This is a genomic window from Ruegeria sp. CDSB136 (assembly GCF_059610965.1).
In genome coordinates, this window is record NZ_JBXWOP010000004.1 from 26,982 (window position 1) to 50,987 (window position 24,006).

Sequence of the window (24,006 nt, forward strand, 5' to 3'; positions counted from 1 at the left end):
AAAATTTTTGTTTTCCGGCAGCATAGAGGGAGTGTGGAACGATTCCCAGAAAAATTGGCTTGTTTTCAGAGGGCTTGGCTTTCGGGCCAAAAAAAAAGGCCGAGCAATAAGCTCGGCCGTAGTCCAACAGGGAGGTATGAAGATGATGAGCGTTTCAGCATCACCGCCTTCGAGTGCTCATTTAGTGTGCGGTTTTCTTTCGTTCAAGATTTATTAGGCTGTTTGCTGCTCATGCCCGCTATGCCAAATGTGCATAGCTACAGTTTTCCCAGCCTCTTCAACTGTTTCCGCTGTTCGATGATCTCATCCTGAACGAAATCCCGGAAGGCAGCGACACGTTTCGAGTGACGCAATTCCTCGGGGTATGCGAGATAGACCGGAACTTCGGCGCTTTCGATATCTGCCAGGATAGAAATCAGATGCGGAAAGTTCTGCGTGACATAGTCGGGCAAAACACCGATGCCAAGGTTATGCAGTACACCTTGTAAAACCCCGAAGTAGTTGTTGACCGTCAGCAGGGAGCTGGGGTTGTGCGTCATTAAATGCCTGACCATTGCTGCGCTGGCGCCGACCTGCGGCGCGGCGGGGGTCTGGCAAATTAGCCGGTGATTGGAGATTTCCTCAATCGTTGCAGGTGAGGGATGTGTGTCCAGGTATTCCTTGGTTGCATAAAGCTGCATTTGGACGGTCATAAGGCGTTTTCGTACAAGATCCGCCTGGCTGGGTTCTTTCATACGGATGGCAACATCGGCCTCGCGCATGGGAAGGTCCAGAACCCGTTCTTCCAACATCAGGTCGATGTTCAGGTCGGGATATTGTTCATATAATTTCGGCAGCCTAGGGGCCAGCCAAAGGGTTCCGAAACCGAAAGTGGTTGTTACTCGAAGAACCCCAAACACTTCTTCTTCACTATCGCGGATGCGCGCGGCGGCAGCGTCCAGCCGTTTGGACATGGCCGAGGTCGCATCGAACAGCAATTCGCCCTGTTCGGTCAGAATCAGACCCCGGGCATGGCGATGAAACAAGGTGGCATCGAGTGATTCTTCCAGCGCGCGGATTTGGCGGCTGACGGCCGATTGTGACAGGTTAAGCTTGTCTCCGGCGTGCGTCAGGCTGCCCGCGTCTGCAACAGCGTGAAATATCCTAAGCTTGTCCCAGTCCATCGCCGCAACTTTCGTTATCCTAAGGAAGCCCTATATGAAATAGGTAACAAGTTCTACATTCAAACTGTGAAATCGTTACAATTCAGAGGATAGCGTCTATACAGGTCAGAAATTATGACCTAAAATATGTGTTATGTTAGCAACCTGATCTGACGAGGGGAGGCGTCCGATGAGCGAGCCTAAGATTACGCTGAATGACCGCTTTGATCTGACCAGAAATCCCGTTCTTCTGAACGGAACGCAGGCGCTTGTTCGGCTGATGCTGATGCAAAAAGCGCGCGACCAGAAGGCGGGTTTGAACACCGCCGGACTGGTGACGGGCTATCGCGGTTCGCCGCTTGGCGCGGTCGATCAGCAGATGATGCGAGCGCAAAAAGAGCTTTCGGAAAGCGATGTCACCTTTCAGTTCGGTCTGAACGAGGATCTGGCGGCAACAGCCCTGTGGGGCAGCCAGCAGGCCGGGTTGCGTGGAGATGGCAGGTACGACGGCGTGTTCGGGTTGTGGTACGGCAAGGGTCCGGGCGTGGACCGGTCTGGTGACGTGATGCGGCATGCGAATATGGCCGGAACCGCGCGCCATGGCGGTGTGCTGATGGCAATGGGCGACGATCACACCGGTGAGAGCTCGACCGTGTTGCACCAGTCGGAATGGTCTCTGGTCGACATGTACATGCCTGTGGTCAGCCCAGCAGGTGTTCAGGAGATCCTGGATTACGGTATCTACGGCTTTGCGCTCAGCCGTTTTGCCGGCGTTTGGGTTGGCTTGAAGACGATGAAAGATACGATCGAGGTGACTTCCGTCGTGGACGGCAGCCCGGATCGCATGGGGCTGGTGATGCCCGAGTTCGACATGCCCGAGGGCGGGTTGAACATCCGTTTGGGCGACACGCCTCACCTGCAGGAAGGGCGCATTATCGACTTCAAGCGTTTTGCGGCGGAAACCTTCTCTCATGCCAACAAACTGGACAAGCGTATCTGGGGTAAGCCGGGCGCGAAAATCGGGTTTGTTGCGGCGGGCAAAAACTGGCTCGACCTGACCCATGCCATGTCTCTGCTGAACATCGACGCAAACGAGGCCGAGCGGCTGGGCATTACCACCTACAAGGTGGGGCAGACCTTCCCGCTGGACATGGTTGGGTTCCATGACTGGGCTGAAGGCCTGGATCTGATCGTGATTGTCGAGGAAAAGCGCAAGCTGATCGAGGTTCAAGTCAAAGAGGCCATTTTCGACGATCGCCGCGGCCGCCGTGTCTATGGCTGGTACAAGGGCGGTGCCGGCACCTTGCACCGTGAAGAACTGTTCCCGACACGCGGCGCGCTGGATCCGATCATGATCGCCGAGAAAATCGGTGAGATCCTGATCGAAGAGGGGCACGATACAGACGGCGTTCGCGCCGGGCTGGCAAAACTGTCCGAAGCCCGCAGGGCCGACAACGCCCAGGAAATCGCGACGCGCCTGCCATATTTCTGTTCGGGTTGCCCGCACAACAGTTCGACCCGCGTGCCGACGGGAAGCCGCGCTTATGCCGGTATCGGCTGTCACTACATGGTTCAGTGGATGGATCGTGAGACGACAGGGTTCACTCAGATGGGTGGTGAAGGCGCAAACTGGATTGGGGAAGCGCCGTTTTCGACCACCAAGCATGTGTTCCAGAACCTTGGGGACGGAACTTACAACCACTCGGGCGTTCAGGCGATCCGGGCGGCATTGTCGGCGGGGACGAACATTACCTTCAAGATCCTGTTCAACGATGCAGTTGCCATGACTGGTGGTCAGGACAATGAGGGCGGCCTGACGGCCGAACGTATTGTCGCCGAGGTCAAGGCAATGGGCGTTCAGACCGTGGCTGTTGTCTATGACGAAAAGGAAGACGTGAACTTCAAGGCGCTGCCTGCGAATGTCGAAACCTTCGAGCGCGCCGAACTTATGCAGGTGCAGGAGCGTTTCCGCGAGATCGAGGGTGTGTCGGTCATTGTCTACGTGCAGACGTGCGCCGCCGAAAAACGCCGCCGCCGCAAGCGCGGAACATTTCCTGACCCGGACAAGCGGGTGTTCATCAACACTGACATTTGCGAAGGCTGCGGGGATTGCGGTGTTCAGTCGAACTGTGTCTCGATCGTTCCGAAGAACACGGAACTTGGTCGCAAGCGCGCCATTGATCAGTCCAGCTGCAACAAGGATTTTTCCTGCCTCAACGGGTTTTGCCCTTCATTCGTGACGTTGGAAGGCGCTCAGATCCGAAAGGAAGCCACGACCGAGATCGACTTGCCCGATCTGCCTATGCCTGAACTTCCGCGTATTGATGGAACTCATAACGTTGTCATCACTGGCGTTGGCGGCACCGGGGTTGTGACGCTGGGTGCCATTCTGGCTCAGGCTGCCCAGATCGACGGCAAGGGTGCTGGCATGATGGAAATGGCGGGTTTGGCACAAAAAGGCGGTGCGGTGCACATCCATTGCCGGTTGGCCAACCGTCCCGAAGACATCAGCGCCATCCGTGTCGCGACCGGCGAAGCACATGCGCTGATTGGCGGCGATCTGGTCGTGTCTGCCGGGGCCAAAACACTGGGTCTGACCAGAACCGGCCAAACCGGCGCGGTGGTCAATAGCCATGAAACGATCACCGGCGACTTCACCCGGGACACCGATTTCCAGATCCCCAGCGACCGGCTGGAACTGGCGCTGCAGGCGCGATTGAAGGACGGCGTTTCGATGTTCGATGCAACCGAGCTGGCGCGCGCTGTCATGGGAGATTCGATCTATTCAAACATGATGGTCCTTGGTGCTGCCTGGCAAAAGGGTCTGCTGCCGGTTTCACATCAGGCCGTACTGCAAGCCATCGAACTGAACGGCACTGCGGTCGAACGCAACAAACGCGCCTTTGATATTGGCCGGTGGGCAGTTCTGCATTCCCAGGAAGTCGAAGCGATACTGTCGCCGTCCGTTGCAGAGTTGCCCAAATCGCTGGAGCAGATGATCGACTTCAGGACCGATCATCTGAAGAAATATCAGGGCAATCGTCTGGCAAAACGCTACCGCAAGGTGGTTGACGCTTTCGAGGACGCCTCGGTTCGCGAGGCTGTGGCTAAGGGCTATCACAAACTGCTGTCCTACAAGGACGAATATGAGGTTGCTCGCCTTCTCCTGGATAGCCGGGAGCAGGCAAAGTCCGAGTTCGACGGCGACTTCAAGATGACCTTTCATCTGGCGCCACCGATAATGGGAGGGACCGGACCGAACGGGCGACCGCGCAAGCGTGCTTTTGGGGAATGGTTGCTTGCACCGATGAAGCTTCTGTCCAAACTGAAATTCCTGCGCGGTACACCCTTCGACATTTTTGGTTACAGTGCCGAACGCAAGATGGAACGTGCATTGATCCGTCAGTACGAATCCGACCTGCGTGAGATCACGCCATTGATCACGGCTGAAACACGTGACGCATTTGCGGCCCTTGCGCGGCTTCCGCTGGAGATTCGCGGATTTGGACCTGTTCTGAGGGAGAACGAAGCCAAAGCAGCCAAAAAGCGCGAGGAATTGCTGGCGATCATCCGCGACGGCGGTCCCGAGATGCGTGCCGCGGCCGAATGACATGTCATAATCCTGTAACGGCATCTGTGCAAAAGGCTCACCTGCACCTAGATTGCGTGAAACAGACCGGAGTGTCGCATGCCTTCGCGCCGTCATGTCGCCCGTGACATTTCCTATGCCTATTCCGCCGAGACCAGAGGCGGGAAGATGGTCATCAAGCTTATGGAGAATACGACCGGGCGTTTGCGTCTGATCAAACGGGCGGATGGGTACGAGCGCGAAGTCGCCAACGGCCGGGATTTCTGGGCGGTTATGGTCGAGCGGTACGGATTGTCACTGGATATCGTCGCCGGATCTTTGTCGAACATACCCGCTGACGGGCCCCTGATCCTGATTGCAAATCATCCGTACGGAATTCTGGATGGTCTGATGATGGGCCACATCCTGTCTCAGACGCGCGGAGATTTTCGGATATTGGCCAATCATGTATTCACAAAGGCCGAGGATCTGAATCGTATCATCCTGCCAATTTCGTTCGATAATACGAAGGAGGCGATGAGGCTAAACCTCGAAACGCGGAAGACGACCTTGGATTATTTGGGTAGTGACGGTGCCATCGGAATCTTCCCGGGCGGAACGGTCAGCACCGGAGCCAAACCGTTCTCGCACCCGATGGATCCGGGCTGGCGCGGTTTTACGGCCCGAATGGTTGCGAAATCGAATGCAACGGTTGTACCGGTTTTTTTTGACGGGCACACCTCACGCCTGTTTCAGATTGCCAGTCATTTCCACAATACGCTGCGCATGGGGTTACTGATCAAAGAGTTCAAGAAGCGGGTCGACACGCCGGTTAAGGTGGTCATCGGTGAGCCCATTGGCCGGGATGTTCTGGACCCTTTGGGCAAGGACACGCGCAAGATGATGGATTTCTTGCGCAAAGCGACGTATGAGCTGTCTCCGAAACCGTTAAAGTCCTATGACTACGGATATGAATTCGAGGAACGGCATCGCGCCTGAAGGGGCAAATGGCAGTAGGTATATTTGATTCTGGTCTGGGCGGGTTGACTGTGCTGGACGCCGCGCGGAAACGTCTGCCGGACGTGGATTTCCTGTATTTCGCAGACAGTTCGCACGCACCGTACGGTGTGCGCGATGCCGAGGATATCTATCAGCTGACCCGCAAGGCAGTACATGACCTGTGGGCAAAGGGCTGTGATCTGGTGATTCTCGCCTGCAACACCGCCAGCGCGGCTGCGTTGCGGCGGATGCAGGAAGAGGGCGTGCCCGATGGCAAGCGGGTTCTCGGCGTCTTTGTGCCGCTGATCGAGGCCTTAACGGAACGCCAATGGGGCGACAACTCGCCCCCGCGAGAGGTCGCCGTGAAGCACGTCGCGCTGTTTGCGACCCCGGCCACCGTTTCAAGTCGCGCGTTTCAGCGGGAACTGGCCTTTCGGGCCATCGGTGTAGATGTCGAGGCGCAGGCATGTGGCGGTGTTGTTGACGCGATCGAAGATGGCGACATGATTCTGGCCGAAGCGCTGGTGCGCAGCCACGTGGATGCCCTGAAGCGGAAGATGCCCGAACCACAGGCCGCCATTCTGGGGTGCACACATTACCCTTTGATAGCCGAAACGTTTCAGCAGGCGCTTGGTCCGGATGTTCAAGTGTTCAGTCAGGGAGATCTGGTGGCGGAAAGCCTTGCGGATTACCTGCAACGCCATCCGAAAATGCTTGGCTCGGGCGGGGGCGGGTTTCTGACGACCGGCAAACCGGGCATTGTCAGCGATCGGGCCACTCAGTTTCTCCGACGACAAATCACATTTGAGGCGGCCTGACTTAGGTCAAGGACGCCCGGACCCCCATTCCTTAATCCGATGACCGTCACATCGGCGGTCGTGATATGTGACACACTCATGCAAGAGGTCTGACATGACCCACAAAATCGCAATTCTTGGCGCTTCCGGCTATACCGGTGCGGAACTGGTGCGGCTGATCGCCGAGCACCCGAATATGGAAATCACCGCTCTGGCCGCTGAACGGAAGGCTGGGCAGCCCATGGCGCAGGTTTTCCCACATCTGCGGCATATGAACCTGCCGGATCTGTGCAAGATTTCGGAAATTGATTTCTCGCAGATTGACCTGTGTTTCTGCGCATTGCCGCACAAAACCAGCCAGGAAATAATCCGTGATCTGCCGAAAAACCTGAAGATTATCGACCTGTCCGCCGATTTCCGCCTGCGCGACCCGGCGGAGTACGAGAAGTGGTACGGCAACCCGCACGCTGCATTGGAACAGCAGGAAGAGGCTGTTTATGGCTTGACCGAATTCTACCGCGATGAAATCCGGGCTGCGCGACTGGTTGCTGGCACAGGTTGCAACGCGGCGACCGGACAATACGCATTGCGGCCGCTGATAACAGCGGGTGTGGTTGATCTCGATGACATCATTCTCGACCTGAAATGCGCCGTTTCAGGGGCGGGTCGGTCGTTGAAAGAAAACCTTTTGCACGCAGAGCTCAGTGAAGGGTACAACGCCTATGCCGTAGGCGGGACGCACCGTCACCTGGGGGAGTTCGATCAGGAGTTCTCGAAACTGGCGGGGCGGACCGTGCATGTGCAGTTCACACCGCATCTGATCCCCGCCAATCGGGGGATTTTGGCAACGACCTATGTGAAGGGCGATCCGCACAGCATTTATGAAACACTGAGCAAGGCCTATGAAGCAGAGCCGTTTCTGCAGGTGCTTCCCTTTGGTGAAACGCCTTCGACCCACCATGTTAGGGGGTCAAACTTCTGCCATATCGGCGTGGTTGCAGATCGGATTGAACGTCGCGCGATTGTGGTCGCGGCACTTGATAACCTGACAAAAGGTAGCAGTGGCCAAGCCTTGCAGAACGCCAACCTGATGTTAGGTGAAAATGAAACCGCCGGGCTGATGATGGCCCCGTTGTTCCCGTGAGGAAAAGATGAAAACGCTCAAGAAACGCCGTCGTGTACAGATCATTTTGCTGGCAGCTGTTGCCCTGGCATTGTCGACGGCGTTGATTGGGTACGCCATGCGGGACGGCATCAACTTTTTCCGCTCGCCAAGTCAGGTCATCGCGGAACCTCCCAAACCGACCGAAGTATTCCGGATTGGCGGGCTGGTCGAAGAAGGGTCAATCATTCGCGGACAGGGCGAGACGGTCTATTTCAGCGTCACAGACGGCGGCGAAACCGTCAAAGTTGCATTCACGGGTGTACTGCCGGACCTGTTTTCGGAAAATCAGGGTATGGTGGGAACCGGAAGTTACGTGAACGGTGTCTTTGAAGCCACTGAAATACTGGCAAAACACGATGAGACCTATATGCCGAAAGAGGTCGTGGATGCCCTGAAAGAACAAGGGGTCTACAAAGAGGCCGATGAGAGCTGACCTCAGCTGATCCGCATGCCTCCGGCGGCAGCGTAACCTTGAACAAAATGAAGTAGGGTGTTGCATGTGACGGACATGCAGCGCCCTTTCTTTTTGCGCGTTGTTAATGCCTTTGACTGACCGTCTGACCTGATAGTTGAAATGAGGTCGGCATGCAGACGGTTCGGCAAATCGCCAGGGGCATAGTGGCACGGGAAGGCGGGTATGTGGATGATCCGGATGACCCCGGCGGACCCACGAAGTTCGGTGTTACAATCAGCACGCTGCGGCGGTTGGGATTGGACCTGACCGGAGACGGAGAGATTTCGCACGCTGACGTGCGTGCATTGTCGCGAAATCAGGCAGTTGAGATCTTTCTGCAATACTATTTCGAGGAACCCCGCCTTGGGTTGTTGCCAGAAATGCTGCACGCGACTGTTTTTGACATGTACGTAAATGCCGGTGCGCATGCCGTCCGAATCCTGCAACGGTTGTTGGTGCAAATGGGTTTCGCGGTCACGGTGGATGGCGTGGTTGGTCCGCAGACGGCAGAAGCTTGCCGGGAAGCGGCGATGCCTGATGCGGCGGCGCTGTGTGACGCGTACGGTGTCGCCCGACGAAACTACTACTTTCAACTGGCAGATCGGCGTCCTGAGTCCCGCAAATATGCGCGCACCCGGTCTGGGGGAAAAGGGGGCTGGATTCGACGGGCGGAAGAATTCCTTTCAACCGACTACCACCTAAGCGACGCGGAATTTCAAAGGAGAGTTGCACGATGGGACTGATTTCGGGCGTATTGGCATTTCTGTTCGGGGGCGGGCGAAATCTTGTGCGGGAAACAGTCGAAGTTTTCCACGAGAACGCCGATGCGGCAGCTGAGCGCTCCATAACAGTCCAGGGGCAGGCGATGTCTCAGTTCGGCGCTGAGTTTCACAAAGTGCAAAAAGGTGCATTCGATCGGTTTATGGATGGGTTGAACCGAGTTCCGCGACCGGCGCTGGCCTTGGGGACGTTGGGATTGTTTGTGGCGGCCATGGTCGACCCGATCTGGTTTGCGGCCCGCATGCAGGGGATTGCGCTTGTACCTGAACCTTTGTGGTGGCTGTTGGGGGTAATCGTTTCCTTTTATTTTGGCGCGCGTCACCACAGCAAAGTGCAGGATCTGCAACGGGAAATTGCCGCCGGTATGACACGGGTTCCTGTCGTCGTCGAGAATCTCAGAACCCTGCAAACGTTGGACAAGGATATGCCGACGCATGTAGACGCCGGAGCGGACCAACCCGAGGTCGAGGCGGCCGTCGACCTTGACGAAAACCGCGCGTTGGAGGACTGGAAGCGCCTGCGCGGTGACTGACCCGCGACACTATGTGCGCCAAATCCTGGCGATTGTTGTTGGTGCTTGCCCCGCGACAGGTTTATATCGTTGGCCATGATTACAGAACTTGGCCACTTTGCCCTGATCCTCGCCTTTTTTGTCGCCATCGTTCAAAGCGTGGTGCCCTTGATCGGTGCTGCAAAACGATGGACCGGCTGGATGGCGTTTGCGGAACCGGCTGCGATCTCTCAGTTCTTGCTAACCGCGTTTTCATTTGGTGCGTTGACGTGGGCCTTCATCACGTCGGACTTTTCGCTGCGTATCGTGGTAGAGAACAGTCATTCCGCCAAGCCGATGCTGTACAAGATCAGCGGCACCTGGGGGAACCACGAAGGTTCGATGCTGTTGTGGGTGCTGATTGTTACCATTTTCGGTGCCATGGCCGCGTTCTTCGGGGGTGGTCTGCCACCAACGCTCAAGGCGCGCGTGCTGGCGGTTCAATCGGCCATTGCTGTCGCGTTTTTCGCCTTTATTCTGTTCACTTCGAACCCGTTTGACAGGTTGGTCATCGCGCCGTTTGACGGCCGCGACCTGAACCCGCTGCTGCAGGATCCCGGCCTCGCGTTCCACCCGCCGTTCCTGTATCTGGGGTATGTCGGGCTGAGCATGGCCTTCAGCTTTGCCGTTGCAGCCCTCATCGAGGGCAGAATCGATGCGGCATGGGGGCGTTGGGTCCGGCCATGGACATTGGCGGCCTGGGTGTTTCTGACGATCGGCATCGCGCTGGGGTCATGGTGGGCCTACTATGAACTGGGCTGGGGTGGTTTCTGGTTTTGGGATCCGGTAGAAAATGCCTCGTTCATGCCGTGGCTGCTGGCTGCCGCATTGCTGCACTCGGCGATTGTTGTGGAAAAGCGCGAATCCCTCAAAAGCTGGACGATCCTGTTGGCCATTATAGCCTTCGGATTTTCGCTGATCGGAACCTTCATCGTACGGTCCGGCCTGCTGACCTCGGTTCACGCTTTTGCGAACGACCCGGAGCGGGGCGTGTTCATCCTGCTTATTCTGATTTTCTTCATCGGCGGTTCGCTGACCCTGTTTGCCACCCGCGCACAGGCCATGGAGGCGAAGGGTGTGTTTGGTATGGTCAGCCGCGAAAGCGCGTTGATACTGAACAACATCCTTCTGGCTGTTAGCTGTTTTGTCGTGTTTGTGGGAACCATGTGGCCGATGGTGGCGGAAATGGCCTTTGATCGGAAGCTTTCTGTTGGGGCGCCTTTCTTCAATGCGGCCTTTACGCCCTTCATGGTCGCGTTGGGCATTGCGTTGCCCGTTGGTGCCATGCTGCCCTGGAAACGGGGCAAGCTTGGCAAAACGGCCTGGTCGCTGCGCTACGCGTTTCTGCTGGCGCTTGCGCTGGCGTTGCTGGTCTGGGCGATGCAGACAGGACGCAGCGCTTTGGGGCCGGTTGGTCTGTTCCTTGGCGCATGGATCACATTCGGTGCAACCGTGGATTTGTGGAGCCGCACGGGCCGCAAAAACAACTTGAACCGCCTGGTGCGTCTTCCCGGTGCGGATTGGGGCAAGGCGGTCGCTCATACAGGGTTGGGGGTAACGATATTTGCCATTGCAGGCCTGACCGCGTGGGAGGTCGAAGACATACGTGTTGCGCAACCGGGCCAGCCATTTGAAGTCGGGCAATTCACCCTGATCCTGAATGATGTGCGCCGGGTACAGGGGCCGAACTACTTCTCGACCATGGCGGATGTAATTGTTGAAAAGAGCGGGCGACCCATCGCCACGCTGCATCCGGAAAAACGCGATTATCCCGTGGCGCGGATGCCCACGACCGAAGCGGCGATCGACTATCGTTTCCTGCGGGATGTGTATGTCGTGATCGGCGACCAACAGGCCGATGGCGGTTGGGTCATGCGGACCTATATCAAACCACTGGCGAACTGGATCTGGGGCGGGTGTATTCTGATGTCGCTTGGCGGAGTTCTCAGCCTGTCTGATCGTCGTTTTCGTGTGGCTGCCGGTGCCCGCAAGTCCCCGGCTGGCGGAGTACCTGCGGAATGAGACGTCTGGCTCTGATCCTGATGCTGATTGCCTCCCCGTTGATGGCTGTTCAACCGGATGAAGTGTTGGATGACCCGGCACTCGAAGCGCGGGCACGCGACATCAGCACCGGTTTGCGCTGCCTTGTCTGCCGAAATGAAAGCATTGATGAAAGCAATGCCGAACTGGCGCGCGATTTGCGCCTGTTGTTGCGTGAGCGGCTGGTGGCCGGGGACAGCGACGAAGAGGCTGTGGCCTATATCGTTGACCGTTACGGCGAATATGTTCTTTTGAAGCCGAAAGTGACCGGGTCAAACCTGATGCTTTGGCTGGCCGGTCCCATAATGCTGCTGATTGCCGCCGGAATGGGCTGGAACTTTTTGCGTAAGCGGTCACAAGGGCAGGGCGCGTCCGAAGCAGACGCCCTGAGCGAGAACGAGAAAGAGCGTCTGCGCCAAATTCTCGAAGACTGACGTTCGGTTTAGCTTTTCCTTCCCGCATTTATCCATCAGGTTCACCCAGGGTTCTGAGTTTGGGAGGAAACCATGGAATATGAAACGGTCCTTCTGGACATTGCGGACGATCTGGCGGTTCTTACGCTGAACCGGCCGGAAAAGATGAACGCACTGACCACGCAAATGCGGGCCGAGATCATGCATGCGATGAAACATGCGGCCCGTCGCGCCAGGGCGATCGTGATAACCGGAGCTGGCAACGCGTTTTGCTCGGGGCAGGATCTTGGGGATGCTTCGAGCACTGGCAAGATCGACCTGGAAAGATCTTTGCGCGACGAATACGAACCGATGCTGGAAACGATCCACGATTGCCCGGTTCCGACAATCGCCGCGGTAAACGGGGCAGCCGCCGGTGCGGGGGCCAATCTGGCTTTGTGCGCGGATGTCGTGATTGCGGCTGAAAGCGCTTATTTTTTACAGGCATTCGCGCGGATCGGGTTGTTGCCGGATGCCGGCGGTACATGGTTCATGCCGCGTCAGATGGGGATGGCCAAAGCGATGGGCGCGGCGCTGTTCGCGGACAAGATCACCGCGCGTCAAGCCGATGATTGGGGGCTGATCTGGGAATCCGTCAGTGATGCAGAGTTTGACGCGCACTGGCGCAAGCGGGCGTCTTATCTGGCCAGTGGGCCAACCGCTGCGTTTGCTGCGATGAAGAAGGCAATTCGCGGAACTTACGGCAAATCCCTGACGCAGCAATTGACGACCGAGGCTCATTTGCAGGGAGATTGCAGCCGCACCCGCGATTTTGCCGAAGGCGTCGTTGCATTCATTGAAAAACGCCCCCCGAAATTCGAGGGGCGCTGAAGCTCAAGCCCGGCGTCGACGGCGCGCGCGGCGGTCCGGGACTGCCGCATCCTCGTCAGTGCCGTCAGAGGCTGATGAGAATGGACCCAGTGCGCCCGTTATCTGATCCAGTGTCGGTCGATCACCCGGTGCGGTTGTGTCCAGCGCCTCGCGCATCTTACGAAGATGCTCAGGCATCGTGCCGCAACAACCGCCAATAATAGTCGCCCCCGCGTCACGTGCCATGGCCGCGTACTGGCCCATCAACTCGGGCGTTCCGTCATAGTGGATGTGACCATTGACATATTTCGGTATGCCCGCATTCCCTTTCGAGATCACAGGCCGTTCTGTTCCCTGTGCCGCAAAACCCAGCACCGTGCGAAGGATATCCGACGCCCCGGTCCCGCAATTGGCGCCGAAAGCCACAGGCGGATTGGGCAACGTTTCAACCAGCGAGGCAAAATCGGCGGATGTAACGCCCATCATGGTGCGGCCCGCGGTGTCAAAGCTCATGGTCCCGCACCAGGGCATGTCAGCCAGCGCGAATGCTTCTGCTGCGGCCCGGAATTCCTCGGGCGCGCTGATGGTTTCCAGCCAGAGAACGTCGACGCCGCCTGCTTTTAGCGCTTCGGCCTGTTCATGAAACATTTCGACGGCATCTGCGTGTGACAGGCTGCCGACCGGCTCCATGATTTCGCCGGTAGGACCGACCGACCCGGCCACGATCACCGTGCGACCTGCCTTGTCGGCGACTTCGCGACCCAGTTCGGCGCCGATTCGGTTCAGTTCTGCAACGCGATCCTGTGCATCGTGCAGTTTCAGACGCGAGGCCGTTCCGCCAAAAGTGTTGGTCAGAAACAGATCGCTGCCGGCATCAACGGATCCCTGGTACAGCGCCCTGATCTTGTCCGGTGCGTCCACATTCCACAATTCCGGCGCGTCGCCCGATTGCAGTCCCATATTGAACAGATTGGTGCCGGTTGCCCCGTCCGCCAGAATGGCATCCTTGGTTTCCAAAAGTGTGCTAAGCGCGTTTGTCATGCGAGTCGTCCGAATAAAGGTGCATTCGACCGTTAAAAATTGAGACACCCCGTGTCTCACGACCGGGGCGTCAAATCAAATTCATAAAACTCATGAAGATCATGAGCTTTGTATTTTGGAGGTCAGATGTTTACTTCCGCCATGACCTGCTCTTTGGCTTCCACCAACAACTCAGCCATCTTTACGCGGATGGTCTTTTCGTCGGCAAGGTCGCCCAGATATCCTTTGACGGCGTCGACAACGTCGTCTTCGCTTACGTTTTGAAGATCTGTGTGCACCAGTTCCTGACCGTATTTGCGGGCTTGTTCTACCGTCTCACCCTTAAGCGTGGATGCCCAAACGGCCATAAAGCGGTTCCGGCGCATTCTGGCGATGAACTGCATTTTTTCATCATGCGCGAATTTGTTTTCAAACGCGGCTTCACGTTCGTCAAATGTGGTCATTTGTCGGGGACCCCTTGAGTTTCGAATTCTGTCTTCATGATATGACTATTGCACGTTGCGGACGCAAGGGATTTGCGCTGCGTCAAAGCCTCTCGGGTTGACGAACTTGCGAGAAAGGGGGGCTTGGACTATGAGAACGCCAACGTGAGGGGACTCATTCCCGCTCAGCAGACTGGAAAGGTCGCACATGGCGCGTCGCAAGAAAATCTATGAAGGCAAGGCCAAGATCCTGTATGAAGGCCCGGAACCGGGCACAATCGTTCAGTATTTCAAGGATGACGCCACGGCTTTCAACGCCGAAAAGAAAGACGTCATTGACGGAAAAGGCGTGTTGAACAACCGTCTGAGCGAGTTTTTCATGACCGGCCTGACCCAGATTGGCGTGCCGAACCATTTCATTCGCCGTCTGAACATGCGCGAGCAGCTTGTGCGCAGCTGCGAGATTGTGCCGTTGGAAGTGATCGTTCGCAACTATGCCGCAGGCTCGCTGTCCAAGCGTTTGGGCATCGCCGAAGGGACACAGTTGCCGCGTCCGATCATCGAGTACTGCTACAAGGATGACTCGCTCGGCGATCCGCTGGTTTCGGAAGAACACATTGCGGCCTTTGGCTGGGCTAGCCAGCAGGATATGGAAGATATCCTTAGCCTGGCGCTGCGCGTGAACGATTTCATGAGCGGTGTGATGCTGGCTGTGGGTATCCGCCTGATCGACTTCAAGATCGAGATAGGCCGCGTCTTCGAAGGTGATTTTCAGCGTTTGCTCGTGGCGGATGAAATCAGCCCGGATAGCTGCCGACTGTGGGACATCGAAACCGGACAAAAGCTCGACAAAGACGTGTTCCGGCGCGATCTGGGCAATTTGACCGACGCCTACTCCGAGGTCGCCCGGCGCTTGGGCGTTCTGCCCAAAAGTAACGTGACCAAGCCGACATTGATCAACTGACCTAACAGGTCTGTTCGATTTGGAACAAAGCGCTGCCTCGGTTGAGGGGGCGCTTTTTCTTTGTTCAGTTCGGCATTTGCCAATCCGGCGTGTTGGAGCATGTCTGGGGTTGTTTTGAAAGGTGACAGATGCCTCTGCGTCAAACTGCATACCCCGTAGCCGCCAAGAAGGGTTGTCCAGCGCCCACAACCGCGCTATCCCCCGCGCAACGAAATGGGGCCTGGACCTTCGCCCCACAGGTGGAGTTTCGAAAATGAAAGCACGGGTGCATGTCATGCTCAAGAACGGGGTTCTGGACCCTCAGGGCGAAGCGGTGCGTCATGCATTGGGTGCCATGGGCTTTGATCAGGTCCAGGGCGTGCGTCAGGGCAAGGTGATCGATCTGGAACTTGCAGACGGCGCGACCGAGGCGGACATCACCGAGATGTGCGAAAAGCTGTTGGCTAACACGGTCATCGAACGCTACGAAATCGAACTGGTCTGAGCTTTCTCGGATCTAATCAAGGAGGGTCGGCCATGCGCGCAGCCGTAATCGTATTCCCCGGATCCAATTGCGATCGGGACCTTGCAGTTGCTTTTGAACAGGCGGGTTTCCAGGTCCACATGGTCTGGCACAAGGATGCCACATTGCCCGAGGGTGTCGACATTGTCGGTGTGCCCGGCGGATTTTCTTACGGCGACTACCTGCGTTGCGGTGCAATTGCTGCCCAGTCGCCGATCTGCAAGGCCGTTGTTGACCACACCAAGCGTGGTGGTTACGCCATTGGCGTTTGCAATGGATTCCAGATTCTGACCGAAACCGGCATTCTGCCCGGGGCGCTTCTGCGCAATGCCGGGTTGAAATACATCTGCCGCACAGTCGGCTTGAAGGTCGAAACCAGCGACAGCGCGTTTACGCAAGGCTACAATTCGGGGGATGTGATCGGAATTCCGATTGCTCATCACGATGGAAATTACTTCGCTGATGACGCAACATTATCGACCCTGCGAGAGCATGACCGCATTGCGTTCACCTATGCCGAGAACCCGAACGGGTCGGTCGGCGATATTGCGGGCATTCTTTCGGAAAACCGTCGCGTTCTCGGAATGATGCCCCATCCCGAGCGGGCAGCGGACGAAGGGCACGGCGGCACCGACGGAACGGCGTTGTTCCGCGCATTGTCCGGGGTTTTGGCACCAGCGTGACTTGAGGTCGCAACGCCGGACGCGTAAATTTCACGTATGAGCTCCGACGCGCCCACGAACATGCCCAAAATCGCAAAACCGCTTCGCGGCGCGCCGCTTGGATGGCGGTTGCGGGTTGCGGTTATCGTTTTGCTGGTGGCCGCCGCAGCCACCGTGTGGGTCACGAACCGTTTACTGACAGACAGGTTTACCGAATCCACCCGCAACCGGGCTGAGTTGCGGTTGACCCTGTATTCCGGAAACCTGCTGAGCGAGCTGCGCAGAAATTCGATCGTTCCGCAGTTGCTGGCGCGCGACCCGACATTGATCGCTGCATTGCAGTCGGGCGATTTTTCCCTTTCGACCCAACGCCTGATTTCCTTCGTTGAAGAGATCGGCGCGGCCTCGCTGATGCTGCTGGACCGTGATGGTCGCTCGGTCGCCGCCACGGACCGCAACCGTCTGGGTGAGTTGCATCGAAACTCGCCGTATTTTGTCGATGCGGCGCGATCGAACTCGACGATCTTTACCGTGATCGAACGGGAATCGGGCGGCTACAGCTTTGTCTACTCCCGTCGCATGGAAGCCGGAACCGAGACCCTGGGCGTGATCGTTGTCGAGGTCGACCTGCAAAAATTTGAACGCGCCTGGGCCGGGATCTCCGATGCTGTCATGGTCGTGGACAGCACCGGCACCATCATTCTTTCAACCGAACCGCAATGGCGGGGACTGGACGAAAAGGCCGCAATGCTGCGCCAGCCTCCGCAGGGCGCGATTCAGCTTGCTATACGCGCGACCACTGACTGGACGGTCCTTCCGCCCGATGCCTATCTGCAAGGTGAGGCTGTGATGCGGATAGAGACCCGAATTCCGTTCCGTGGCTGGCAGATGACGTCCTTCACGACTTATTCCTCGATCCGGGAGAAGGTGAACAGCGTTTTGGCGCTGGAGATCATGGGCTTTGCGATTCTTCTGGCGCTGGCCTTCTATGCGCTCAGCCGACGCGCGGCCGTTCGGATGGTATCGATTCAGCGCGAGTCGGCAGAGCTTCGCGCATTGAACGCAAGGTTGCAGCGGGAAATCGCTGAGCGGGAACGGGTTGAAAAGTCACTGGAAGTGGCCGAACAAACGCTGGCCCAAAGCTCGAAACTTGCCGCTTTGGGTGAGATGTCGGCCGCCGTCAGTCACGAGTTGAACCAGCCGCTGGCCGCCATGAAAACCTATCTGGCCGGCGCGCGTCTTTTGTTGCGCCGCAACCGCCCGGAAGAAGCGCTTGCAAGCTTTGGCCGCATTGACGGATTGATCGAACGGATGGGTGCGATCACGCGGCAGCTCAAGTCATATGCACGCAAGGGAGCGGACGCGTTTTCCCCTGTAAATCTTGGAGAAGCGCTGGCCTCGTCCCTGTCGATGATGGAGCCGCAACTGCGCCAGCGGCAGGTGAAGATCACACAAATTCTTCCCGAGGAGCCAGTGGTCGTGATGGGTGACCGGATGCGAATTGAACAGGTGATGGTCAACCTCTTGCGGAACGCGCTGGACGCCACCAAATCGGTGGCAGACCCGGATGTGGAAATTATCCTTGCGGCGGGCGATACTGCGGTACTGACGGTGCGCGACAACGGGTATGGTATAGAAGATATCGAGAACCTGTTTGAACCGTTCTACACCACCAAGCAGCCGGGTGACGGTGTTGGACTGGGGCTTGCCATCTCGTCGGGGATCGTGAACGACCATGGCGGACGGCTGACCGCACGCAACGGACAGCACGGTGGTGCAGTTTTCGAGATGCAGCTGCCGATACTTGGAAGCGACGGCCTTGAGGCCGCTGAATAACGAGGAATGACTATGGCACAGGCCATGAAAATCGCCATTGTGGACGACGAACAGGACATGCGCCAGTCGATCAGCCAATGGCTGGCGTTGTCAGGATATGACACCGAGACCTTTTCCAGCGCCGAAGACGCGCTCAAGGTTCTTGGTCCGGATTACCCCGGTATCGTCATTTCGGATATCAAGATGCCGGGAATGGACGGCATTCAGTTGCTGAAAAAGCTGATGGGGGCCGACAGCACGTTGCCCGTCATCATGATCACGGGCCACGGCGATGTGCCGATGGCGGTCGAGGCTATGCGGGTCGGGGCGTTCGACTTCCTTGAAAAGCCGTTCAATCCGGATCGTATGTCCGAACTGGCAAAACGCGCCAGCAATGCGCGTCGTTTGACCTTGGATAACCGCGCACTGCGGCGCGAGTTGTCAGGTGGTACGCAGATCATGAATAAGCTGATCGGTGCCAGCCCGGTCATGGAGCGCCTGCGCGAGGATATTCTCGATCTGGGTCAGGCTGATGGTCACGTTCTGATCGATGGTGAGACCGGCACGGGCAAAACGCTGGTGGCGCATGCACTGCACGCAGTGGGCAGCCGCGCAGGCAAGAAATTCGTTTTAGTGTCCTGTGCCGCGCTTGAGGAAGAGGCGCTGTCCAAGCGTTTGTTTGGCCCGATGATGCCGGAAGACGCTCAATTGCCAGCCATCGAAGAAGCGCGCGGCGGCACGCTTGTTCTGGAGGATGTCGAAGCGTTGAGCGATACGCTGCAGGCACGTCTGCTGAGTGTCATGAACGATCAGGGTACTCCGGCCGAAACGCGGATTGTCGCGATCTCGAACCTGCAGGAAGCCGGCAAGACAAGCGAGGATGTGCTGCGTCCCGACCTGTTCTATCGTCTTGCGGCTTTGCGGATCACCATGCCGCCTTTGCGCCAGCGGGGTGAGGACATTCTGACTTTGTTCACACGTCTCAGCGAGCAATTCGCCGAAGAATATGGATGTGATGCGCCGCAGGTCAGCGCGCAAGAGGCGGCGCAACTATTGCAAGCCCCATGGCCCGGAAATGTGCGTCAACTGATAAACATTGCCGAACGCGCGGTTTTGCAATCTCGGCGTGGGTCTGGCACCATTGCGTCTTTGCTGATGTCTGATCATGAAGAGATGCAACCGGTGATGACGACCGAGGGCAAGCCGCTGAAAGAGTATGTCGAGGCGTTTGAACGGATGCTGATCGACAACACGATGCGCCGCCACAAAGGTTCGATTGCGTCTGTTATGGACGAATTGTGCCTGCCGCGTCGGACACTGAACGAAAAGATGGCCAAATACGGCCTGCAACGTTCTGATTACCTGTGACGTATTTCAGAGGGGGCCAGCCCCCTCTTGAGGCATTTTTGAACAGAATAAGCCGGGCGTCGGATGTGTCCGTGCGGTCAGATGCAGTTTGCCCATTGTCTTTTCCACAGGACTGCTTTTATTGTGTCCGGACGGGCAGGGCAGTTTTTGCGCTCTAAAGTCCCGAATCTTTGAGTTTCGCTGCGACGCCGCAAAAGGTGGTGCACCTTCCCGCCAGGCGACGCAGACCGATTGTGCCCCAATAGGGGCATCTGAACGCCTTAACCCGTTAAATGGCGGGTGAAAGGAATAAATGGGCAGGTAGCGGACGACCGCGCCTGTCGGAGAAGAACCGCGATGACGCGCGCGCAACGATTGAGTGACCGGGCAGGGGGCCAAAGCGCCAGACCCTGCCGCGCGCCGTCCGATATCGCCCTGACAAGACACCACCCCAAAAGCGCCTGTCCCCCCGGACGGGTAAGGACAACGCGTTTGGCGCGGTGCACCAAGGACAAATGGCTAAGAAAATGCTTATCGATGCCACCCACGCGGAGGAAACCCGCGTCGTGGTGGTCGACGGAAACAAGGTCGAGGAATTCGATTTTGAATCCGAAAACAAACGTCAGCTTGCCGGCAACATCTATCTTGCAAAAGTAACACGGGTTGAACCGTCGCTTCAGGCGGCGTTTGTGGACTACGGCGGAAACCGACACGGTTTTCTGGCGTTTTCCGAGATCCACCCGGATTACTATCAGATCCCTGTCGCCGACCGCGAAGCGCTGATGGAAGAGGAACGCGCCTACGCCGAAGCGATGAAGGCGCGGGACGAAGCCGAAGAACCAAAGCCCAAAAAGCGCCGGTCCCGTTCGCGAACCAAGGCGGCGGATGTGAAATCCGACGATGCCGTCGAGAGCATCGAGGTTTCGTCCGAACCCACGGGCATGGAAACGATCGATCTTGATGAAGGTGAAGAGGCGGCTGATCTGGCCGTTCCCGAAGGAACCTCTCCGGTTGAGCTAGTTGGCGAAACCCCGGTTGAAGAACCCGTTGACGATGCTGACGCGCCCGAGGAGGCGGAAGGCGCGGCTGAGGATGCCGGGCAAGAACCTGAGGCTGAACCCGTCGACACAGCAGACCAGGAAGAATCAATTGAGGCCAAGCCGGAAGATGGATCGGAAGCCGTTGCATCTGAAGAAGTGGCCAGCGAGGCAGACGCCGTAGCTTCCGAGCTTGAAGAAGCGGTCGAGGACGACGCCGAGGACGACAGGGCAGGCGCCGAGGACGCGGATGATTCCGAAGCTTTGCTGGATGCCTCCACCAAAGATGAAACGATCGAGTCCGTGGCGGATGAAGATGACAGCGAGGATATCCGCCCGCCGCGCAAACCGCGCCCGCGTCGGTATAAGATTCAGGAAGTCATCAAGGTTCGCCAGGTTCTGCTGGTTCAGGTCGTCAAGGAAGAACGGGGCAACAAGGGTGCCGCTCTGACCACGTATCTGTCTCTGGCTGGGCGCTACTGTGTACTGATGCCAAACACCGCCCGTGGCGGCGGGATCAGCCGCAAGATCACCAATGCGCCAGACCGGAAGAAGCTAAAGGAAATCGCGGCAGAAATCGACGTGCCGACGGGTGCGGGGCTGATCATCCGTACCGCAGGCGCCAAGCGAACCAAATCCGAAATCAAACGGGACTATGAATACCTTCAGCGCCTGTGGGAACAGATCCGGGAACTGACACTTCAGTCCATCGCGCCAGCGAAGATTTACGAAGAAGGCGACCTAATCAAACGCTCGATCCGTGACCTCTATAATCGCGATATCGATGAGGTTCTGGTCGAGGGCGAGGGCGGGTATCGCATCGCCAAGGACTTCATGAAGATGATCATGCCGTCACACGCCAAAAACGTGAGAAGGTATGAAGACGCGCTGCCGTTATTCGCGCGCTACCAAGTTGAAAGCTACCTGGCGGGGATGTTCAACCCGACCGTGCAGCTAAAATCGGGTGGCTACATCGTCATTGGCGTCACCGAGGCACTGGTTGCGATTGACGTGAACTCGGGTCGCGCCACCAAGGAAGGCTCGATCGAGGAAACCGCTCTCAAGACGAACCTTGAAGCTGCCGAAGAGGTGGCGCGCCAGTTGCGTCTGCGCGATTTGGCTGGTTTGATCGTGATCGACTTCATCGACATGGACGAGCGGAAGAACAACGCCTCTGTCGAAAAGCGTCTGAAAGAGAAGCTGAAGACAGATCGGGCCCGCATTCAGGTTGGCCGGATCTCGGGCTTTGGTCTGTTGGAGATGAGCCGTCAGCGGCTGCGGCCGGGTATGCTGGAGGCGACAACGCAACCTTGCCCGGCCTGCCATGGTACGGGACTGATCCGCTCGGACGACAACATGGCGCTGACCATTCTGCGCCAGATTGAAGAAGAAGGCACTCGCCGCCGCTCGCGCGAGGTGCTGGTTCGGTGCCCGGTCAGCATCGCTAACTTCCTGATGAACCAGAAACGCGAAAATATCGCCCAGATTGAATCGCGTTATGGGCTGTCGGTTCGCATCGAAGGCGATGTGCATCTGGTTAGCCCGGATTTCTCGTTGGAGAAGTTCAAGACCGCCAGCCGGATCGTTCCCGAGGCAACGGCACCTGTCGTTTCCGTTGATGCGTCACTGATGGATCTGGTCGATGCAACAGATGAGGATCAGCCGGAAGAAGAAACGGTGCAGGCCGAAGACGAAAGCAAGCCAAAACGCAAGCGTCGCCGCCGTCGCCGGAAAAAGAACAACGGAGTATCGGACACCCAAGAGGCGGCGTCTGATGACAACGATGCACCAACGGAAACAACTGAGGTTGCGGCTGCTGATGTCGAAACCCAGGATGCAAGTGTGTCCGAGGGTGAGGATGAAAGCGAAAAGCCGGAACCCAAGCCCAAGAAACGTCGCGCACCTCGTCGCCGCAAAAAAGACGCCGAGGCCGAGGTTGCTGCAGAAGCACCAGTAGAGGCACCCGAGGCTCTGGCTGATCAACCGGTTTCGGAAGATACTGCGGATGAGCCGCAGGAAGCTGAGGGAAAAGTGGAGACTGCTGCGGCTGAACCTGAGGCGGGCGCGGAAGAAGAAACCTCAGAGCCGCAGGTGGACGAAACAGCGCAAGAGGAACCTGTCGTTCCGGAGGAGCCGAAGGCCGAACCGGTAGCAGCGCAAGACGTTTCTGAACCCGTTGTTGAGGAGCCCGTGCAAGCTGCCGAGGAAACTCCGGAACCTGTTCTGGAAACTGTGGTCGAAGAACGTGAACCCGCCCAGCCACCAAAGCCCAAGCGGCGCGGATGGTGGTCGTTGGGCCAATAATACGGAAGGCGGGCACAATGCCCGCCTTTTTAATTTACGGCATGATCTCAAATTCAGGCCGATTTCCGGATCAGATAAACCTGGTGTCCGTCGATTTCCTGCTGCGACAGCAGGCTGTGTCCGCTTTCCGCACAGAAATGGGGGACATCGATGATTGCAGCGGGATCGTCGGCCAACATGCGCAACACAGCACCCGCCGGCATGGATTTCAGACGTTTGCGCGCTTTGAGCACGGGCAACGGGCACAACAGCCCCAAGGCATCAAGGGTTTCGGTCGGTTCAGACATATCGTTCAGATATTTCCACTTTGTCACGGTGTCCAGCACGCAAGCACGAGGATGTGACCGAATGGCCTCGTGACGCCGCCGGTTTCATACCCTATGTGCTGTTTCATGTTTGGAATTGAAATCATCGACGCGGGGCTTTTGCCTGCCATGTTCATCGCCATGATCGGCGGGTTGATCAGTTTTCTGTCACCCTGCGTTTTGCCGATCGTTCCGCCGTATCTGGCGTATATGAGTGGTGTGACCATCAACGAGATGCAGGATGAAACCAAAGCCCGCCGCAAGGCAACGCTGGCGGCCCTGTTTTTTGTCATGGGCCTGTCGACGGTGTTTTTGCTGTTGGGCTTCACAGCATCCGCATTTGGCGCCTTTGTTCTGACCAATCAGGTACTGTTCGCAAAGTTGTCGGGCGCGGTTGTCATCGTTTTCGGGCTTCACTTTCTGAACGTGTTCCGCATTCCGATCCTCGACCGCGAAGCACGCATGGAAACCGGCGATTCCAGCGGTTCCGTGTTCGGAGCCTACATTCTGGGCCTCGCATTTGCATTCGGCTGGACACCCTGTATCGGACCGCAATTGGGGGCCATTCTGTCGCTGGCCGCGTCCGAGGCTTCGGTGGCCCGGGGAACATTCCTGCTGGGTATATACGCCGCAGGGCTTGGTATTCCGTTCCTGGTGGCCGCTATGTTCCTGAACCGGTCGATGTCGGTCATGAACCGCATCAAGCCCTATATGGGTACGATAGAAAAGGCGATGGGCGGGCTTCTTCTGTTTGTCGGTATCATGCTGATAACCGGACTTTTCACCGAGTTCAGCTGGTGGCTGCTGGAAACCTTTCCTGCGCTGGCGACGCTGGGCTGATTTTCCGATC

General features: G+C 57.3%; 21 protein-coding genes. 17 read left to right on the top strand and 4 right to left on the bottom strand.

What is annotated here, in order from left to right; translation table 11 throughout:
- Positions 1-257: 257 nt before the first annotated feature.
- On the bottom strand, positions 258-1,163 hold the full coding sequence (locus AC2FIR_RS05630) for a LysR family transcriptional regulator (protein WP_170616877.1): 906 nt from the start codon (positions 1,161-1,163) through the stop codon (positions 258-260).
- A 169-nt stretch (positions 1,164-1,332) separates the two neighbouring features.
- On the opposite strand from AC2FIR_RS05630, the gene AC2FIR_RS05635 reads away from it, so the two are divergent.
- From AC2FIR_RS05635 to AC2FIR_RS05680, 10 genes are all read left to right on the top strand, one after another.
- Positions 1,333-4,752 (top strand): indolepyruvate ferredoxin oxidoreductase family protein, encoded by a 3,420-nt coding sequence (locus tag AC2FIR_RS05635; RefSeq protein WP_496744177.1) that lies wholly within the window; start codon positions 1,333-1,335, stop codon positions 4,750-4,752.
- Between the two features lie 78 nt (positions 4,753-4,830).
- Complete coding sequence (locus tag AC2FIR_RS05640; RefSeq protein WP_496744175.1) at positions 4,831-5,709, top strand: lysophospholipid acyltransferase family protein; 879 nt, start codon at positions 4,831-4,833, stop codon at positions 5,707-5,709.
- A gap of 8 nt (positions 5,710-5,717) precedes the next feature.
- A complete protein-coding gene (locus AC2FIR_RS05645) occupies positions 5,718-6,527 on the top strand; it encodes a glutamate racemase (protein ID WP_496744173.1) in 810 nt (269 codons plus the stop codon).
- A gap of 94 nt (positions 6,528-6,621) precedes the next feature.
- On the top strand, positions 6,622-7,650 hold the full coding sequence (gene argC, locus AC2FIR_RS05650) for an N-acetyl-gamma-glutamyl-phosphate reductase (RefSeq protein ID WP_170616885.1): 1,029 nt from the start codon (positions 6,622-6,624) through the stop codon (positions 7,648-7,650).
- Between the two features lie 7 nt (positions 7,651-7,657).
- Complete coding sequence (gene ccmE / locus AC2FIR_RS05655; protein WP_170619004.1) at positions 7,658-8,104, top strand: cytochrome c maturation protein CcmE; 447 nt, start codon at positions 7,658-7,660, stop codon at positions 8,102-8,104.
- A gap of 152 nt (positions 8,105-8,256) precedes the next feature.
- Positions 8,257-8,868: a holin-associated N-acetylmuramidase gene (locus AC2FIR_RS05660; RefSeq protein WP_170676969.1), complete on the top strand. Its 612-nt coding sequence runs from the start codon at positions 8,257-8,259 to the stop codon at positions 8,866-8,868.
- Positions 8,859-9,437, top strand: a complete 579-nt coding sequence (locus AC2FIR_RS05665; protein ID WP_170619003.1) for a holin family protein — start codon at positions 8,859-8,861, stop codon at positions 9,435-9,437. Before AC2FIR_RS05660 ends, AC2FIR_RS05665 begins: the two co-directional genes overlap by 10 nt.
- Positions 9,438-9,512: 75 nt before the next feature.
- A complete protein-coding gene (locus AC2FIR_RS05670; RefSeq protein ID WP_496744218.1) occupies positions 9,513-11,477 on the top strand; it encodes a heme lyase CcmF/NrfE family subunit in 1,965 nt (654 codons plus the stop codon).
- On the top strand, positions 11,474-11,929 hold the full coding sequence (locus AC2FIR_RS05675; protein ID WP_480910420.1) for a cytochrome c-type biogenesis protein: 456 nt from the start codon (positions 11,474-11,476) through the stop codon (positions 11,927-11,929). Before AC2FIR_RS05670 ends, AC2FIR_RS05675 begins: the two co-directional genes overlap by 4 nt.
- 72 nt (positions 11,930-12,001) lie before the next feature.
- A complete protein-coding gene (locus AC2FIR_RS05680) occupies positions 12,002-12,778 on the top strand; it encodes an enoyl-CoA hydratase-related protein (protein ID WP_496744170.1) in 777 nt (258 codons plus the stop codon).
- Between the two features lie 3 nt (positions 12,779-12,781).
- Here the strand turns inward: AC2FIR_RS05680 and bmt are convergent, their stop codons facing one another.
- Both bmt and AC2FIR_RS05690 read right to left on the bottom strand, forming a co-directional pair.
- Positions 12,782-13,798 carry a betaine--homocysteine S-methyltransferase gene (gene bmt, locus AC2FIR_RS05685; RefSeq protein ID WP_480811518.1) on the bottom strand — a complete coding sequence of 339 codons (1,017 nt, stop codon included), beginning with the start codon at positions 13,796-13,798 and terminating at the stop codon, positions 12,782-12,784.
- A 122-nt stretch (positions 13,799-13,920) separates the two neighbouring features.
- Positions 13,921-14,241 carry a DUF1476 domain-containing protein gene (locus AC2FIR_RS05690; protein WP_170616899.1) on the bottom strand — a complete coding sequence of 107 codons (321 nt, stop codon included), beginning with the start codon at positions 14,239-14,241 and terminating at the stop codon, positions 13,921-13,923.
- A 187-nt stretch (positions 14,242-14,428) separates the two neighbouring features.
- Between AC2FIR_RS05690 and purC the strand changes: the two genes are divergently transcribed.
- The 6 genes from purC (at position 14,429) to AC2FIR_RS05720 (ending at position 22,851) form a co-directional block, all read left to right on the top strand.
- Complete coding sequence (gene purC / locus AC2FIR_RS05695) at positions 14,429-15,184, top strand: phosphoribosylaminoimidazolesuccinocarboxamide synthase (RefSeq protein WP_170616901.1); 756 nt, start codon at positions 14,429-14,431, stop codon at positions 15,182-15,184.
- 253 nt (positions 15,185-15,437) lie between these two features.
- Complete coding sequence (purS, locus tag AC2FIR_RS05700; RefSeq protein WP_170616903.1) at positions 15,438-15,668, top strand: phosphoribosylformylglycinamidine synthase subunit PurS; 231 nt, start codon at positions 15,438-15,440, stop codon at positions 15,666-15,668.
- A gap of 32 nt (positions 15,669-15,700) precedes the next feature.
- Positions 15,701-16,369, top strand: a complete 669-nt coding sequence (purQ, locus tag AC2FIR_RS05705) for a phosphoribosylformylglycinamidine synthase subunit PurQ (RefSeq protein WP_496744168.1) — start codon at positions 15,701-15,703, stop codon at positions 16,367-16,369.
- A 60-nt stretch (positions 16,370-16,429) separates the two neighbouring features.
- Entirely contained in the window at positions 16,430-18,184 is a 1,755-nt protein-coding gene (locus AC2FIR_RS05710) for a sensor histidine kinase (RefSeq protein WP_496762018.1), read from the top strand.
- A 12-nt stretch (positions 18,185-18,196) separates the two neighbouring features.
- Complete coding sequence (locus AC2FIR_RS05715) at positions 18,197-19,531, top strand: sigma-54-dependent transcriptional regulator (protein ID WP_170616909.1); 1,335 nt, start codon at positions 18,197-18,199, stop codon at positions 19,529-19,531.
- Between the two features lie 494 nt (positions 19,532-20,025).
- The gene (locus AC2FIR_RS05720; RefSeq protein ID WP_496744164.1) at positions 20,026-22,851 is read left to right on the top strand and encodes an Rne/Rng family ribonuclease; all 2,826 of its coding nucleotides are present in this window, start codon (positions 20,026-20,028) and stop codon (positions 22,849-22,851) included.
- A 53-nt stretch (positions 22,852-22,904) separates the two neighbouring features.
- On the opposite strand, the gene AC2FIR_RS05725 is transcribed toward AC2FIR_RS05720, so the two are convergent.
- On the bottom strand, positions 22,905-23,138 hold the full coding sequence (locus tag AC2FIR_RS05725) for a sulfurtransferase TusA family protein (RefSeq protein WP_170615108.1): 234 nt from the start codon (positions 23,136-23,138) through the stop codon (positions 22,905-22,907).
- Between the two features lie 105 nt (positions 23,139-23,243).
- Between AC2FIR_RS05725 and AC2FIR_RS05730 the strand changes: the two genes are divergently transcribed.
- Entirely contained in the window at positions 23,244-23,996 is a 753-nt protein-coding gene (locus AC2FIR_RS05730) for a cytochrome c biogenesis CcdA family protein (protein ID WP_496744162.1), read from the top strand.
- Positions 23,997-24,006 lie beyond the last annotated feature (10 nt).